Source organism: Thalassospira marina (genome assembly GCF_002844375.1).
Taxonomy (GTDB): Bacteria; Pseudomonadota; Alphaproteobacteria; order Rhodospirillales; family Thalassospiraceae; genus Thalassospira; species Thalassospira marina.
The window spans coordinates 3588892-3604605 of sequence record NZ_CP024199.1; the positions used below are offsets into that span (position 1 = coordinate 3588892).

A 15714-nucleotide genomic window follows, 5' to 3' on the forward strand; every position below is an offset into this window, starting at 1 on the left:
GGCTTTAAAGGCCGTTCACCCAGCTTGCGATAAACAGCACCAGCACAATTAGCGCCACCAGCATGCCCAGCGTGCCCCCAATGGCGATGACCCGCATCATCAGGGGCAGTTCCGCCAGGGCCGCCAGATCCGCGCGTGATGCCGCCTCCTGCCCGTGTCGACTATTGTTATGGCTATCGGGCACCGGCTGATCAGCATGAATGTCCGCAGCATGTTCCGCATTGCGGTCACCCTGCCCGTAATCACCCGAAACAGGCCGATCTGCGGCCATATCCTTGCCCGCATGGCCCGCCGCCGTGCTCCTGTGATGATCGCGCAAATGTCCGTCATAACGGCGCAATGCTTCCTCGCCGCTCATGGCAGGCAAGTTGATACGATCCAGAAAAGTCCCCTCGGGCTGGGTGTTTTGGGGGGCTGGTCCCTGCCCGCGCGGTTTTCCCGGCGTGGCTGGCGAATGCGGTTCTTTCACGTTACGGGCTCTGGTTAACGGGGTAATAAAACGGGCCAAAACCCGGGCGGATAAACAAAACCGCCACTGGCAGGTTTATCGCCAATGACGGTTTTTAAAAATAGTTGTTTTGCCGCCCCGCCTGTTACGGCGAAAACCGACAAGCGTGCTTACTGGACAGATGCCAGCCCATCGGCATCCTGGGACTGGTAAACCGGCCATTTACCTGCCGCCAAACGGTCAAGCGACGGGCGGTCCTGCCCAAGGCGGGAACGGTACATCCACAGATTTGCCATCACCCGTTCAATAAACAGGCGGGTTTCACGCGACGGAATACTTTCGATGAAATAAAGCGGGTCTTCGTTATCTTTCAACGCCTTCTGCCAGCGCCCAAGGTTACCGATACCGCCATTATAAGCCGCCATCAATTGCAGGAAGCCGTTATCAACCCCGTCCTGATCCAGAAGATGGCCGACATATTTTTGCCCCAGGCCAATATTGACTTCCGGTTCATAAAGTTCGGCCCGCTTGGCACCGCGATAGCGGGTATTGCCAATATAGCTGGCCGTTGCCGGCATCAACTGCATCAGGCCGCGTGCGCCCACATGGCTGCGTGCCTCGGCGTTAAAGCCCGATTCCTGACGCATCAGCGCATAAATCAGGGCGCGGTCCACGTTATAGCCGCCTTCCGGCACCCATGACGGCACCGGGTACAAGGCATTCACAATCACCTCGCCCGATTTCTGGGCAATGTAATTGCCAAGGCGCATGGTCAGCGCGGCAAAGCTTTCGGTATCGGCCAGCGACAAAATGGCACGGCGCAGACTGGGATCATTGGAAATGGCCGCCTTGCGCATTTCCTGTTCGGCTTCGTGACGGTTGCCAATTTGCAGCAAAGCCAGCGCCCGCCGCCCGATCGGATCAAGGCGCAGCTTGTTGGCGCGATCCTGTGTCAGGCTCAGGCTGTCCCAGTCGAAAACATCATCACGGCCAAGGGCGCGCAATGCCAGCAAACCATAAAACGAACGCGGATATTTCGCCGCACGGTTCAACAGCTTGTCAGCACGGTCAAACTTGCCCTGGGCCAGGTCAATACGTGCCGCCCAGAAGGCACCGGCAGACCGTGTCCAGCTTGATGCATACTGGTTGGTTGAAACATCGTCGAACTGCTGGTGGGCTTCGTCAAACTTGTTCAGTCGCCATGCCGTCAGGCCCGCAACCCACAATGCTTCGGGCAGATATTTGCCCGACCGTTTGGCAGCCTTGGCGGCATGTTTCAGCGCCAGGTCCGGCTTGCCAAAATAATAATAGCCCGATGCAATGGCCGCGCGCGCCTGATCCTGCTCATAGGCATCAAACAGGTGCTGTGCTTCGCCGCTATCAAGCACGTCCAGCGCACCAGAGGGCCAGCCCGAACGGATACGTGAATGAATACGACGCTTTAAAACCGAAACCCGGCTGCGCTGTGCGGAAGACAGGCCCTTGTTCGATTTATGGTAATAGGGACGGATATCTTCGTAATCATATCCCGCCCCTTTAAGGAACGAACCCACCGGGCTTTTCGGCTTTGCCGCCGAACCACGGCGCGTCATCGCCAGTTTGTAAATACGCGGGGCTTCGGGCAGGTCGGCATATTTCGCCAGCCAGTCGCGCAATTCGGCAAAGCGCGAACGATAGGCCGTGGGGTGCAGATAACGCTGTGCCAGAACATGGCCCATCAACACATCATCAGCCAGGCGCGAAATCAGGTTGTCCGCATCTTTCCAACGGCCACTTTCCTGCACCTTGAAAATCTGGCGGTAAAGTTCGGCGTCACGACTGGACAGAACAAACGGGATATTCACCGCATCGCTATCTGTCGATTCGTCAAGGCCGGGGCTGCTCAGCGCGGCCTGTTCCTGTGCAGCATGCACCACTTTGGGACCAGTCACACATAATGTGGCCAGTGCAAAAACGGTAAAGCTACGCTTGATCCGCGTTGAAATACGCGAAGTGAACAATGTGCTTGCTTCGATCAAAACCTGTCTTTCCCCAAACGGACCCCGGTGTAAACGCGGTTTTTCTAACCCGAAGCAGTTTGTCGTCGCAACCTGTGTAAGCGGTTTTTTCCGCTTTTCTGGCCGCATATATACCAGCAATTCCAGCCCGGACGAAGCATTTTTATCCTATAATCAGGAAGTTGCCCGACCCAGGGTTGCGTTTGCATAGCAGCCCTGTTCGCCCTGCGAACATCGCCGTTTCTGGCAATTTTCCAAAAACAGTTATCAAATCATCGCCATGTTAAAGGCCCCGGCAGCTTTTTTACCCGGCGCATTTCGGCCTGAAATAGAAAACGGGGATCACAGGCAGGCATCTTTGCCCGCCTGCCAAGGGCGCATTTAATTTGCCGGGCCGCGCCATTTTTTGACAATGGCGCGCAAATCCTGCCAGGCGACACGTTTTTGTTCGGGCGTTTTTAACAAATAGGCCGGGTGATACATCGCTGTAACATCCACCTGCAGCGAATCGGAAAACGCCAGTTCATGCCAGCTACCACGCAGGCGGGTAATGCCCTTGTTTTCTTCCAGCAGCACCTTGGCCGCATTGCCCCCCATGCACACCACAATGCGCGGTGCAACCAGCGCGATATGCCGGCGCACAAAGGGTTCACACACCATCAGTTCATCGGGGGTGGGCTGGCGGTTTCCCGGCGGGCGCCAGGGTAAAATATTGGTCAGATAAACCGTCTCGCGTGAAAGCCCGATGGATCGCAACATGGCATCAAGCAAATGCCCCGGTGCCCCGGCAAAGGGCATCCCCTGCCGGTCTTCGTCGGCATCGGGCATTTCCCCAACCAGCATGATTTCCGCTGCCGGGTCCCCCGATCCAAACACCGTATTACTGGCCGACTTTTTAAGCGCGCAACCATCAAAGGCATTCACCGCTTCGCGCAATTCATCAATGGTGGTGGCGTCGGATGCAGCCTTTTGCGCCGATTGGCGTGCTTCCTGCGGCGCATCGGATAGAACAAACCCGCCCAGGGCTGCTGGCGGCATCATGGTGCCAGCTCCGGCCCCGGCGGCCCCCGCACGTGCGGCGGCCCCGCCCTTCAGACCAAAGGTGCCCCGTCCGCCCGGTGCCGTAGGCACAGCATTATTCTGGCGCGACAAACTTTCGGACGCGCGAAAGCGGTCCAGCGGCTCATCGGCAATCGCTTCGTCAGCGCCCATTTCATATTGCCAGATCAGGGCTTGCAGCGCGTCCAGGCTATTTACATCAAAATTTGATATTGGTTTGCTCATCTACACAATTAAGGCGTATGTTGCAGTGCGCCTGCAAGAACGGGCGACACATTCTGGCATGACTTTAACGATTTTGAACGCGTTGTGCCATATACAAACAGGCACTTAATCGGTATAGCTTTACCGATTAAGGACGAAGTGCAACACGGGGCCTGGGCGAGACCCCGATCATGACGATACCGCCGCAGCATATAAGGGGCAACAAAGCCACCGCTGCGACAAAGGAGAGAGACGAGATGGAACGGGAATCCATGGAATTTGACGTGGTGGTCGTTGGCGCAGGCGTTTCGGGCCTCGCTGCTGCCATCCGCCTGATGCAACTCGCCCAGGAACAGGAAAAAGAAATCACCGTCTGTGTGGTTGAAAAGGGGTCCGAAGTCGGTGCCCATACCCTGTCTGGCGCGGTTGTCGAACCACGCGCCTTGAACGAACTTTTCCCCGACTGGAAGGAACGCGGCGCACCGCTGAATGTTCCCGCAACCGAAGACCAGTTTATCATGCTCAGCGAAACGGGCGCACGCAAACTGCCAACCCCGCCGCAAATGCACAACCAGGGCAATTACATTGTCAGCCTTGGCAATGTGTGTCGCTGGCTGGGTGAACAGGCCGAGGCGCTCGGGATCGAAGTTTACCCCGGCTTTGCTGCCGCCGAAGTGCTGTTTCACGAAGATGGGGCGGTCAAGGGCATTGCGACGGGCGATATGGGCCTGATGCGCGATGGAACACCCGGCCCCAACCACGAACCGGGCATGGAACTGCATGCCAAATACACCTTCTTTGCCGAAGGGTGCCGTGGTTCGCTGTCCGAACAGCTGATCAAAAAGTTCGATCTGCGCCAAAATTCCGATCCGCAAACCTACGGCATCGGCATCAAGGAATTGTGGGAAGTTGACCCTGCCGTTCATAAGGAAGGCACCATCCAGCATACGGTTGGCTGGCCGCTGGATACCAAAACCTATGGCGGATCGTTCCTCTATCATCTGGATAACAACCAGGTCGCCGTCGGTTTTGTGATTGGTCTGGATTACGAAAACCCGCATCTCAGCCCGTTTGACGAATTCCAGCGTTTCAAAACGCACCCGGCCATCCGCAAGATTTTTGAAAATGGCCGTCGCATTTCCTATGGCGCACGCGCCCTTAACGAAGGCGGTTTTCAGTCCCTGCCCGATCTGGTTTTCCCCGGTGGCTGCATCATCGGCTGTTCGGCCGGCTTTATGAATGTGCCGAAAATCAAGGGTTCGCACACCGCGATGAAAACCGGCATGCTTGCCGCCGAAGCCGCCTTTGAACAATTGACCAGCGAAAACCCGGCACCGGTGCTTGATGCCTATCCCAAGGGTGTTGAAAACAGCTGGATTTATCCGGAACTGCACAAAGTGCGTAATATCCGCCCAAGCTTTGCCAAATGGGGCTTCTGGGGTGGCATGGCCTATAGCGCGATTGACACCTATGTTTTCGGTGGCAAGGCCCCCTGGACCTTTAAAAACCACGCGGACCATTCCTGCCTGAAACCGGCGGCGGATATGCCGAAAATCGACTATCCCAAGCCCGATGGCAAAGTCAGCTTTGACAAGCTGTCGTCCGTCTTTCTATCCAGCACCAATCACCGCGAAGACGAACCGATCCACCTGACATTGAAAGATGCCACGGTGCCGGTCGAAGTGAACCTGGCGAAATATGCCGGGCCGGAAGCCCGCTATTGCCCGGCAGGTGTTTACGAATTTATTGCTGACGAAGAAAAAGGCGGCCAGCGCCTGCAAATCAATGCCCAGAACTGCGTGCATTGCAAAACCTGCGACATCAAGGACCCGACCCAGAATATCGTCTGGGTGGTCCCCGAAGGCGGCGAAGGCCCAAGTTACCCGAATATGTAAGCTGGCTTAAGCATAGAACGACCAAAGGGCCGCATCGCCAGATGCGGCCCTTTGACGTCATGGATAGTGTTAAAGCATTCGCCCGGTTATTCAGGAGCATATCCAAATGCCGCAGGCGGGTTTGCCGCCGTTTCCGTCCAGATACTTTTGGGCTGCATATATTCCATCAAGCCTTCCTTGCCGCTGGACCGGCCATAGCCGCTGGCGCCAAAACCACCAAAAGGCGACATGACATTGATGGTCTTATAGCTGTTGATCCAGAAGGTGCCTGCCCGCACATGCGCTGCCACCCGGTGCGCACGATCAACCGATTGTGTCCACACAGCCCCGGCCAGGCCAAATTTGCTGTCATTGGCAATTTGCACGGCCTCGTCCTCGTCCTCAAACGGGATGACGGATACGACCGGGCCAAAAATTTCCTCGCGCGCGATTGCCATATCATTGCTGACATTGCCCAAAACCGTCGGGCGCAGGAAATACCCATCCTGATAGGCCGCCCCTTCCGGGCGCCCCCCACCAGCCAGCAGGCTTGCCCCGTCATCCTGCCCGCGTGCGACCAGGCCACATACGGTCTGATATTGGGCGTTATTGTTGATCGGGCCAATCTGGGTGGCGCAATCCATCGGGTCACCAACCGGAATACGGTTTGCCCCATCCACCAGCATATCGAGGAACCGGTCCATCACATTTCGCTGCACCAACAGGCGCGATCCCGCAACGCAGCTTTGCCCCGCCCCGCTAAAAATGGCGGCCTGCGCCCCCAAAACCGCACGTTTGATATCGGCATCGCCAAACACGATATTGGCCGACTTCCCGCCCAGCTCCAGCACGCAGGGCACAATGTTTTGTGCCGCCTGTCCGGCAATAATCGCCCCGGTACGCGGGGAACCAACAAACACCACCTTGCGGGTTGCCTCATGCGTGGTGGCGGCAACACCCGTTGTGGTGCCAAGACCTGCCAAAACCGTAATCACCCCATCGGGCAGCCCGGCCTTTTTCGATAATACCCCCAGGGCCAGTGACGATAGTGGCGTCATTTCCGATGGTTTCAACACGGCCGCATTCCCCGTGCACAGGGCCGGGGCCAATTGCCAGCCTGCGGTAAAAATCGGCGCGTTCCACGGGGTAATCTGTGTCACCACGCCATAGGGTTCATGGCGGGTATAATTCAAATGGCTGGTGGGAACCGGAATCACATCACCATGCAGCTTGTCCGTCCAGCCCGCGTAATATTCAAACATCTCGGCAACTTTAAGCACCTCGACCTTTGTATCGCGGATCGGCTTGCCCGCCGTCATGGTTTCCAGCAATGCCAGATCATCCAAATGGTCACGCACCTGCTGGCCAATCCGCCACAGGATGCGCCCGCGTTCAGCAGCACTTAGCGCCCACCAGGTTTTCTGCCCGGCAATCGCGGCCTTCATTGCCATGTCCACCACCTCGGCCCCAGCATCCCGGATGTCCAAAAACGCCTTGCCAGTGGCAGGGTCAATCAGTGCAAACGCATCGCCATGTCCGGGCATCATCGCGCCGTTTACCCAGCTTCCAATTTCATCTGCGCCAAAAAACGGGGCCATTGCCTTGCGATAATCACGGGCCATCAGGCTGGTTTTGCTGCTCATGCTTTTTCTCCTGCCCGGTCTGGGGCGCATTCGGTTATCCGGTTAAAATCGGCGTCATCGCCCAGAACTTCGTCGCTGGCCGCCCATATGTGCCCGGCCAATGCGCAAACCGGCAGGGAAACATCCTTTTCCCGGGCCAGGCTCATGGCCAGGCGCACATCCTTGCGCATCAGGCCCATGGTAAAGCCGCTGTCAAACGCGCCATTCATCACCCATTTCGGGTAATTCACCTCGCTGATCGCGCTGCGCCCGGACCCGGCATTTAAGGCCGCAATCAGGTTATCGGTTGTGACACCGGCGGCATTACCCAGGCGGATGGCCTCGCTCATGGTCAGAAGGTGGCTTGCCACCAGCATGTTATTCACAATTTTCACCGCATGGCCCGCACCCACCGGCCCGACATGGGTAATTTTACCCCCCAGCGATGCCAAAATGGGCTTCGCACGGGCGACATCGGCCTCGGCCCCGCCGACCATCATGGTCAGATTACCGCTATTGGCCCCTGCCGGGCCACCACTGACCGGCGCATCGATCAGGATATGTCCCTGCAATCGCAGGGTGGCATCAATTTCGCGGGTGACATCGGGTTCGGATGTGGTGGTATCAATCACCAGTCGCGGGTCGATATCGCGCGTGGCCAGCCCGCCTTCACCGATCAATACGCCGCGCACATGTTTTGCCGTGGGCAGCGACAGGATAATCGTCTGGCAGGCTTCAAACAGTTCGGCCTGGCTTGCAACAATGGTGACGCCCGATGCCGCCGCGCGGGCCTGGCTTTCCGCCGTTACATCAAACCCGATCACGGAAAATCCATCACGCAGCAGGGTGCGCGCCATGCCCAGCCCCATATTGCCAAGCCCGACAACGCCAATGGCGCCTGTAACAGGATTGCTCACAATTATTGCCTCCTTGATATCAGACAGCAGGGCTCAGGCGGTAAAGGCACCTGCCTTCCCGTTCTGGTTTCGGCCCTGTCCGGTCCGATGTGGTTTTTGATTTTGCCTGCAAACTTTCCGGTGGATGGCAAACGAACTCAAGATCAATTGCCGGAACATGTTGTTGCCGAAACAGCAACAGATATGGTCTGATTACGTGATCAGCCTCACACCCGATCCCCGATCAGGGCATGTCACCCTTTCCAGTCAGGCCACCGCCATGAAGATCGACGATAAACCGCTACGCTATTTTCTGGCCGTGTTCGAGGCCGGGTCCATCCGCACGGCTGCCGAAAACCTGCGCATTGCGCCATCCGCCATCAGCCGCCAGATCGCGGCCCTTGAAGACCGCCTTGAAACCCTTTTGATGGAACGCACCAAACGCGGCATCATTTTTACGGAATCGGGCCATATGGTTGCCGCCCACGCCCGCCGCCGTTTTGAAATGGACGAAGCCTTTGCCGTTGACCTGGCCGCTGCCCGCGGGGCCATTGCCGGGACGGTGCGCATTGCCAGCGGCGAAGGATTTGTTGTTGATCTGGTCAACCATGTTGTGCGCCCGTTGCGCGATGAATTCCCCGATATCCGCCTTGAAATCGACGTGGCAGGCACCGAAAAAATGACCCACGGCATCCTGCGCGATGATTATGATATGGGGCTTGTGTTCAACCCGCCGCGCAACCCGGATCTGGAACTTCTGGCCGAGGACCACGCCCCCCTTTGCGCCCTTGTCCCGCCGGATTTTGACCTGGCAAAAAAACAAAGCTGCGTGCTGGCCGATACTGTGAATTATCCGCTTGCCCTGTTAAACCCGCATTTCGGCGTTGCCAAACTTCTTGCCAATGTCGACCAGGGCAACCGGCTGACGCGCGATGCCTTTCTGACAGCCGATTCGATCAATGTCGCCATTCATTTTGTCCTGTCCGGGGGGGCATAACCTTTTTGCCGGCCTTTGCCGTATCGCGACAATTACGCAGGGGCGAGGTCGTGGCCGTGCCCCTGACCAATCCCTATCTGGCGCGTGTGCCATCACACCTTCTGGTACGCAAAGGCAGGCCCAAAACCGCAGCGGTCCGCGCAGTTGCCAATATGATCTGCCAGCGGATGGAGGCATTCGGCGCGGCAAGCTACCCGAACGAACATTCCCGAACCTGACAGGCTGTTGCCGTTTTGGCAACAAAGCCATCCCAAAATGGCACTTGCTCCACCCCGGTCGAGTTTTCATTCTCGGTCAAAATCTCCGGTGCGAAAAATGGCAAAAATGTGAAATCTGCCAATGCCGGGGATATTGGGATCAGGGCCCTTCACAGGGATGATGCAAAAGATCCGGCCCGTTGAACGCCGTTTGTTTGCATCGCACCGACCACGTCAAGGAGACTGGGAAATGAACGCGTTTCGGGGACAGTTGGAGCTTTGGCGGCTTCATCTTGCCGTCATCGTTATCGGCGCCATCGCCGAATTGATCGGCATTCAGAAAATTCCGTTGGGGGCCGGGGCTATTTTGCTTCTGCCGCTGCTTTATGCCTTCATCATGGCTGCCGTGATGAACCCCAACCTTGTGCCGAAATTCGGCAAAATCATCCGTCAAAAAGAAGTCCAGGCGGCATCACCGTTAATCGTGATTGCGATCATGCCGTTTATTGCCAAATTCGGCACCACCATCGGCCCGGCAATCAACACGATTATCGAGGCAGGCCCCGCCCTTCTGCTTCAGGAACTGGGCAATCTGGGCACCATCGTTCTGGCGTTTCCGCTTGCTGTCTGGGGCCTTAAAATGGGCCGCGAGGCGATTGGCGCAACCTTTTCCATTGCGCGCGAACCCAACCTTGCCATCATCGCCGACCGCTACACCCTTAAAAGTGCCGAGGGCACCGGGGTCATGGGCGTTTACGTGATCGGCACCCTGTTCGGCACCTTTATTTTCGCCATCCTTGCCTCGCTGTTTGCCAGTGCCAACCTGTTTGATCCCCGCGCCCTTGCCATGGCATGCGGCATTGGCAGTGGCTCGATGATGGCGGCCTGCACCGGTGCCCTGACCGAGGTTATCCCCTCGATGAAGGAAGAAATCCTCGCACTTGCCGGGGCCAGCAACCTTCTGACCTATGCGACCGGGCTTTATGCCGGGCTGTTCCTGGCCCTGCCGATTGTGGAAAAACTTTATAACGCGACTGCGGGCAAAAAAGACCTCGCCACCGCACAGAAGAAGGAGGCCTGATCATGTCTGAAAGTGCAGTAGCAACACAATCAAGCCGCCCGAAAATCGATCTGGTCGATCATGCGCTAACCCTGATCATTGTCTGCCTTGTCGGGCTGGTGATGAATACGGTGGGTCCGAAAATTCCGCTCGCCGATGGTTTCATGGGCATGGTGGTGATTTATTTCATCACGCTGGTTGGCCTCGCGCTCACACGGTTTGCGCCTTTCTATCTGCCCAGCGTCGCCTGGATTTCACTTGTCGGCATTGTTGCGACCCTGCCCTGGACCCCGGGTTCGGAATGGATCGTCGCACAGGCAAAATCGGTCAACTTCCTGGCGCTTGCCACCCCGGCCCTGGCCTATGCGGGCTTTGCGATTGCCAAAAAGGAAATCGAAGTCGCCAAACATTCGGGCTGGAAACTGGCTCTGGTTGCCTGCTTTGTTTTTCTCGGCACCTATGCCGGTTCGGTTCTGGTGGCTGAACTGATCCTGCGCCTGCAGGGCGTCTGATCGGCACCAGCATTGTAAAATCTTGCAGGGCGGGGGCATCATGTTCCCCGTTTTGCCCCCATTCGCCCCTTCTACCGCGCAAAGAGTATGCAGATGACAGCCTCCTCCCCCGCCCTTCATCCTCGTGCCACCGAACTCGTTGATGAATTTACTGCCTGGCGACATCATCTGCATGCTCACCCCGAAACCGCCTTTGAAGAAAAGCTGACCAGCGCCTTTGTCGCGGAAAAGCTGCAATCTTTCGGACTGGAAGTTAAAACCGGCATCGCCAAAACCGGCATTGTCGCCACCCTTCACGGTAAGGGCGGGGCAGGCAAACGCATTGGTCTTCGCGCCGATATGGATGCGCTGGACATCCATGAAACCACCAATTTGCCCTATGCCTCCAAACATCCGGGTAAAATGCATGCCTGTGGCCATGACGGGCATATGACGATGCTGCTGGGTGCGGCCAAAATCCTGGCTGAAAACCCCGATTTCACCGGCACGGTCGATTTCATTTTTCAGCCCGCCGAAGAAAACGAAGGTGGCGGCCGTGAAATGGTCGAAGAAGGCCTGTTTGACAGCCACCCTGTTGATGCGGTTTACGGCATGCATAACTGGCCGGGCCGCGATGTCGGCACCATGGCCATGCAGGCCGGGCCAATGATGGCCAGCTATGATGTTTTTGAAATCAATATTGATGGCCGTGGCTGCCATGCCGCCATGCCGCATCTGGGCCGCGACCCGATAACGGCAGCAGGCCAGGTTTTACTGGCATTGCAAACCATTACCGCGCGCAATGTTAACCCGCTGCAAAGTGCGGTTATTTCCCCGACCCAGATGTTTGCCGGCGACACCTGGAATGTCATTCCCGATACCGCCACCCTGCGCGGCACGGTGCGCACCTTTGCCCCTGCGGTTCAGGACCTGGTTGAAGAACGGCTTAAAACCGTGGCCGATGCCACCGCGCGCGCCTTTGATTGCACCGCGCGCGTGATGTATCAGCGCCGCTATCCCGCCACCATCAATAGCGAGGCCGAAACCGCCATCGCCTTTGATGCCGCATCGCGTGTGGTGGGCGCCAATCAGATCGACACCAGCCCCGAACCCTCGATGGCAAGCGAGGATTTCGCTTTCATGCTTAATGCCAAGCCCGGCAGTTATGTCTGGCTCGGCAACGGGCCGACCGATGGCAACTGCCTGCTGCATAATGCGGCCTATGATTTCAACGATGCCGCCATCCCCTATGGCGTCAGTTACTGGATATCGCTGGTCAAACAGTCGCTTGCGGGCTGATTTTGCGTATTTTCCTTGTCTCGGTCGCAAACTGCGCGTTCAATAGCTGCCCTTTTTAATTGCCGGGCGGACTATCTGATGAAAATTGCGATCGTGACACTGGATGGCTTTAACGAAATCGACAGCTTTGTCGCCCTGTCCATATTGGGGCGGGTCAAGGCCGATGGCTGGTCCGTGCAGCTCGCATCGCCGCAAAAAACTGTTACCTCGATGAACGGGGTGGAAGTTACCGCCCAGCAACCGCTTTCCTATGCCAATGATGCCGATGTGGTTTTGTTTGGCAGCGGCACCCGCACCCGCGAGCATATTGATAACCCCGCCCTGATCGATGAATTATCGCTCGACCCTGCCCGCCAGTTGATCGGCGCGCAATGTTCGGGCGTGCTATTTTTGCACCGTTTGGGCATTTTGCCCGCCACTGCCACAACCGATGCCAAAACCCGCCCGCTTCTGGCCGCCACCGGTTGCCTGGTCGAGGATAAACCCCTTGTCGCCCAGGGCAATATCATCACCAGTGGCGGTTGCCTGTCCTCGCAATATCTGGCGGGCTGGGTGATTGCGCGCGCGCTTGGGCTGGATCATGCCCTTGGCATTCTTGAATATGTTGCACCCAGCGGGCAGAAGTCATCCTTTGCCAAAACCGCGGCTGAAATTATCCGCCCGCAATTGAATGTTCCCGCCCAGCCCGCCCTTTATTGCTGATATCCCGCACCCTGCCTTGCGCCAGCGTACGTTTCCCCCACATCATGATCGCGGTGATGTGATGAAATGGCACCGTTCAACCGGGCAAATGCTTTGCCTTATATTGGCCGAATAGGTAGGGTATCGAAACAGCATCAGGCGGATGACACATGCCGGTTGATCACCATGGTTTCAAACCGTGACCAAAAAACGAAACGCAGGAAAAATTCTTGAAGCGCAATCTGTTACATCTTCTGGTCCCGGTAACTGCCCTTGCCCTTTCTGCCTGTGGCACACTCGGTCAGAATGCCCAGAACCAGCCCTTTGACTATCCGCAAAGCGACGGTTTCGCGGGTAACTTCCTGGCTGGCAAGGTTGCGCAAAGCAACAATGCCAGTGCCGAAGCCGCACAATACCTGCTGCGCGCCCAGGAACTGGAACCCCAAAACGATGATTTGCGCCGCCGCGCCTTTCTGGCGCTGATTTCCGATGGCCGCATTTCCGATACCGAAACCATCGCCAGCCAGCTGATCAAGGAACAGCCACAGGACCTTTTTGCCGTGCTGGCCGTGGCCGATGCCGATATTCGCCATGAAAAATACCAGGCTGCCCTTGATACCATCAATACCCTGCCCGACCGTGGCCTGAATTCCATTATCCGCCCCATCGCGCAGGCCTGGCTTTATACCGCCATGGACCGCCGCAGCGATGCGCTGGCCGCCCTTGATAAATTGCAGGCCAACAGCAGCCTTGCCCCGCTGTCGGAATATCATCGCGGGCTGATCCTGGATTATTTCGGTGATCTCAACGGGGCCGAACGCGCCCTTGCCAGCGCCTATGGCGACCCGGCCGATGCGCCCCTGCGCGCCGCCGAGGCCCTGGGTGCCATTTACGAACGCAAAGGCCAGATCCAGAAAGCCGAACTGCTCTATCAAAGCTACATGGACCGTCACCCGCAATCGCTGGCGATGCCCTATCATCTTGAACGTCTGAAAAAGGGTGAACCGCCGATCAGCACGGCGCTGACCCCGGCCTCCGGTCTGGCCGAAGGCTACCTTGATATTGCAACCCTGCTCAGCCAGGAAAACGCGGTAGACCCGGCATTGCTGATGGCGCGCTTCTCGCTTTCGCTGCGCCCCGGCGATGCGGTGACCAAACTTCTGGTCGGCGAGGTTATGGAAATCCAGAAACGCTGGCCCGAAGCAATCGCGATTTACAAATCCATCCCCAAGGATTCCCCGCATAGCTGGAACGCCCGCCTGCGCGAAGCCTCCAGCCTGACGGAAATTGACAAAAACCAGGAAGCCATTGCCATCCTGCGCAAAATGGTCAGCGAACGCCGCGAACGTGCCGACGCCCTGATCCAGCTTGGCGATGTTCTGCGTGCCACCAAACAGTTTAGCAGCTCTGCCGATGCCTATAGCGAAGCAATTGATCGCCTCGGCGGTGCGGAAACGGTTGGCTGGCGTTTGCTCTATCGTCGTGGCATTGCCTATGAACAGGCCGGTCAGTGGCCCAAGGCCGAACAGGACTTCCTGCTTGCGCTGGAAATGGAGCCCGATCAGCCCTATGTCCTCAATTATCTCGGCTATAGCTGGGTTGATATGGGCATGAATTTCGACAAGGCGCAGGAAATGCTGCAACGCGCGGTCGAACTGAAACCCGATGATGGCTTCATCGTCGACAGTCTGGGCTGGGTCTATTACAAACTTGGCCATTACGAACAGGCGGTCGAGGAACTGGAACATGCGGTATCGCTGATTCCCGATGACCCCACGGTCAATGACCATCTTGGCGATGCCTATTATCAGGTGGGTCGCCACCACGAAGCCGAATTTCAATGGCGCCGGTCGCTGTCATTTGATCCATCTCCAGAACTTCGCAAAGATGTTCTGGCAAAACTGAATGGCAAAAAACCCGCAACCGGTATGGCTGCGACCAATTAACCCGGAAAAATGGGCAGGGCCATGGAAACCCAGTTGATCGAACCGGCACAGGCCAAGATTAACCTTTTCCTGCATGTCACTGGCAAACGCGATGACGGCTATCATACCCTTGATAGCCTCGTCTGCTTTGCCACTTGCGGCGATGTCATTCGTGCCCGTCCGGCCGATGATGGCACGCTGACCCTTGCCGTTACCGGCCCGATGGCCGCCCACCTGGAAGATGCCAGCGCCAAGGATAACCTTGTGATGCGCGCCGCCACCCTTCTGCGTGAACGCTTTGGCATTGCCCAGGGTGCCGAACTTATTTTGGAAAAAAACCTGCCCGTGGCATCCGGCATCGGTGGTGGCTCGGCCGATGCGGCGGCAACGCTGCGTGTTTTATGCAAATTATGGGGTATCAAAGCCCGCCCGGCGGACCTCGCACCGCTTGCCCTGGATCTGGGCGCGGATGTGCCCGTCTGCCTTGATGGCGGCACGGTTCTGATGCAGGGCATCGGCGAAAAACTGACCCCGCTGGCACCGCTGCCCGGTTTTTCAATGGTGCTGGTCAATCCCGGCAAGGCGGTTTCCACCCCGGCTATTTTCGCCGCCCGCGATGGCGATTTCACCGATGCCAATCTGTGGCCGACCGATCAGGGCTTTGCCGATATCACCACGCTTGCCGATGCACTGCGCGATTGCCGCAATGACCTGACCCTTCCGGCCGTCACCCTGCTGCCCGAAATTTGCGATGTGCTTGATGCCCTGGCACGGGCCGATGGCTGCCTGCTTGCGCGCATGTCCGGCAGCGGTGCAACCTGCTTTGGCCTGTATCCCGATGCACAAATGGCCGCCAACGCCGCCACTGCAATTGCCACCACCAATCCCGACTGGTGGGTAAAGGATTGCAAAATCGCATCCCCTGCAGCCTGACGCAAAACCGGCCCGATCCCCAATCACCCGC

The 15714-nt window shown here is 57.4% G+C and carries 14 protein-coding genes; 9 read left to right on the forward strand and 5 right to left on the reverse strand.

What is annotated here, in order from left to right:
• Positions 1 to 4 precede the first annotated feature (4 nt).
• The 3 genes from CSC3H3_RS16375 to CSC3H3_RS16385 form a co-directional block, all read right to left on the reverse strand.
• A complete protein-coding gene (locus CSC3H3_RS16375) occupies positions 5 to 469 on the reverse strand; it encodes a hypothetical protein (protein WP_157831933.1) in 465 nt (154 codons plus the stop codon).
• Between the two features lie 149 nt (positions 470 to 618).
• Positions 619 to 2466, reverse strand: coding sequence for a lytic transglycosylase domain-containing protein (locus tag CSC3H3_RS16380; protein WP_101286277.1), 1848 nt, complete (start codon positions 2464 to 2466; stop codon positions 619 to 621).
• 360 nt (positions 2467 to 2826) lie between these two features.
• Entirely contained in the window at positions 2827 to 3729 is a 903-nt protein-coding gene (locus CSC3H3_RS16385; protein WP_101285530.1) for a uracil-DNA glycosylase, read from the reverse strand.
• A gap of 236 nt (positions 3730 to 3965) precedes the next feature.
• Here CSC3H3_RS16385 and CSC3H3_RS16390 point away from each other — a divergent pair, with 236 nt between their 5' ends.
• Positions 3966 to 5603 carry an electron transfer flavoprotein-ubiquinone oxidoreductase gene (locus CSC3H3_RS16390; protein ID WP_101285531.1) on the forward strand — a complete coding sequence of 546 codons (1638 nt, stop codon included), beginning with the start codon at positions 3966 to 3968 and terminating at the stop codon, positions 5601 to 5603.
• A gap of 86 nt (positions 5604 to 5689) precedes the next feature.
• Here the strand turns inward: CSC3H3_RS16390 and CSC3H3_RS16395 are convergent, their stop codons facing one another.
• Both CSC3H3_RS16395 and CSC3H3_RS16400 read right to left on the reverse strand, forming a co-directional pair.
• Positions 5690 to 7225: an aldehyde dehydrogenase family protein gene (locus CSC3H3_RS16395; RefSeq protein ID WP_101285532.1), complete on the reverse strand. Its 1536-nt coding sequence runs from the start codon at positions 7223 to 7225 to the stop codon at positions 5690 to 5692.
• A complete protein-coding gene (locus CSC3H3_RS16400) occupies positions 7222 to 8121 on the reverse strand; it encodes an NAD(P)-dependent oxidoreductase (RefSeq protein WP_245881150.1) in 900 nt (299 codons plus the stop codon). Before CSC3H3_RS16400 ends, CSC3H3_RS16395 begins: the two co-directional genes overlap by 4 nt.
• Before the next feature lie 163 nt (positions 8122 to 8284).
• On the opposite strand from CSC3H3_RS16400, the gene CSC3H3_RS16405 reads away from it, so the two are divergent.
• The 8 genes from CSC3H3_RS16405 to CSC3H3_RS16435 all read left to right on the forward strand — a co-directional run bounded on the left by CSC3H3_RS16405 (position 8285) and on the right by CSC3H3_RS16435 (position 15683).
• Positions 8285 to 9097: a LysR family transcriptional regulator gene (locus tag CSC3H3_RS16405; protein ID WP_281262533.1), complete on the forward strand. Its 813-nt coding sequence runs from the start codon at positions 8285 to 8287 to the stop codon at positions 9095 to 9097.
• A gap of 50 nt (positions 9098 to 9147) precedes the next feature.
• Positions 9148 to 9315: a hypothetical protein gene (locus CSC3H3_RS25115; protein WP_281262534.1), complete on the forward strand. Its 168-nt coding sequence runs from the start codon at positions 9148 to 9150 to the stop codon at positions 9313 to 9315.
• Between the two features lie 229 nt (positions 9316 to 9544).
• The gene (locus CSC3H3_RS16410; RefSeq protein WP_101285533.1) at positions 9545 to 10375 is read left to right on the forward strand and encodes a DUF3100 domain-containing protein; all 831 of its coding nucleotides are present in this window, start codon (positions 9545 to 9547) and stop codon (positions 10373 to 10375) included.
• Positions 10376 to 10377: 2 nt separating this feature from the next.
• On the forward strand, positions 10378 to 10866 hold the full coding sequence (locus CSC3H3_RS16415) for a hypothetical protein (RefSeq protein WP_101266375.1): 489 nt from the start codon (positions 10378 to 10380) through the stop codon (positions 10864 to 10866).
• Positions 10867 to 10953: 87 nt separating this feature from the next.
• Positions 10954 to 12144 carry a M20 aminoacylase family protein gene (locus CSC3H3_RS16420; RefSeq protein WP_425444966.1) on the forward strand — a complete coding sequence of 397 codons (1191 nt, stop codon included), beginning with the start codon at positions 10954 to 10956 and terminating at the stop codon, positions 12142 to 12144.
• A gap of 78 nt (positions 12145 to 12222) precedes the next feature.
• Positions 12223 to 12846, forward strand: coding sequence for a DJ-1/PfpI family protein (locus CSC3H3_RS16425; RefSeq protein ID WP_101285534.1), 624 nt, complete (start codon positions 12223 to 12225; stop codon positions 12844 to 12846).
• Positions 12847 to 13055: 209 nt separating this feature from the next.
• Entirely contained in the window at positions 13056 to 14771 is a 1716-nt protein-coding gene (locus CSC3H3_RS16430; protein WP_101285535.1) for a tetratricopeptide repeat protein, read from the forward strand.
• Between the two features lie 21 nt (positions 14772 to 14792).
• Positions 14793 to 15683, forward strand: a complete 891-nt coding sequence (locus CSC3H3_RS16435; RefSeq protein ID WP_101285536.1) for a 4-(cytidine 5'-diphospho)-2-C-methyl-D-erythritol kinase — start codon at positions 14793 to 14795, stop codon at positions 15681 to 15683.
• Positions 15684 to 15714 lie beyond the last annotated feature (31 nt).

Excerpts from the sequence above, each read along its gene's own strand:
- CSC3H3_RS16415 (WP_101266375.1), top strand. The coding sequence starts at position 10,378 with ATGTCTGAAAGTGCAGTAGCAACACAATCAAGCCGCCCGAAAATCGAT.
- CSC3H3_RS16410 (WP_101285533.1), top strand. The coding sequence starts at position 9,545 with ATGAACGCGTTTCGGGGACAGTTGGAGCTTTGGCGGCTTCATCTTGCC.
- CSC3H3_RS16385 (WP_101285530.1), bottom strand. The coding sequence starts at position 3,729 with ATGAGCAAACCAATATCAAATTTTGATGTAAATAGCCTGGACGCGCTG.
- CSC3H3_RS16435 (WP_101285536.1), top strand. The coding sequence starts at position 14,793 with ATGGAAACCCAGTTGATCGAACCGGCACAGGCCAAGATTAACCTTTTC.
- CSC3H3_RS16420 (WP_425444966.1), top strand. The coding sequence starts at position 10,954 with ATGCAGATGACAGCCTCCTCCCCCGCCCTTCATCCTCGTGCCACCGAA.
- CSC3H3_RS16390 (WP_101285531.1), top strand. The coding sequence starts at position 3,966 with ATGGAACGGGAATCCATGGAATTTGACGTGGTGGTCGTTGGCGCAGGC.
- CSC3H3_RS16395 (WP_101285532.1), bottom strand. The coding sequence starts at position 7,225 with ATGAGCAGCAAAACCAGCCTGATGGCCCGTGATTATCGCAAGGCAATG.
- CSC3H3_RS16425 (WP_101285534.1), top strand. The coding sequence starts at position 12,223 with ATGAAAATTGCGATCGTGACACTGGATGGCTTTAACGAAATCGACAGC.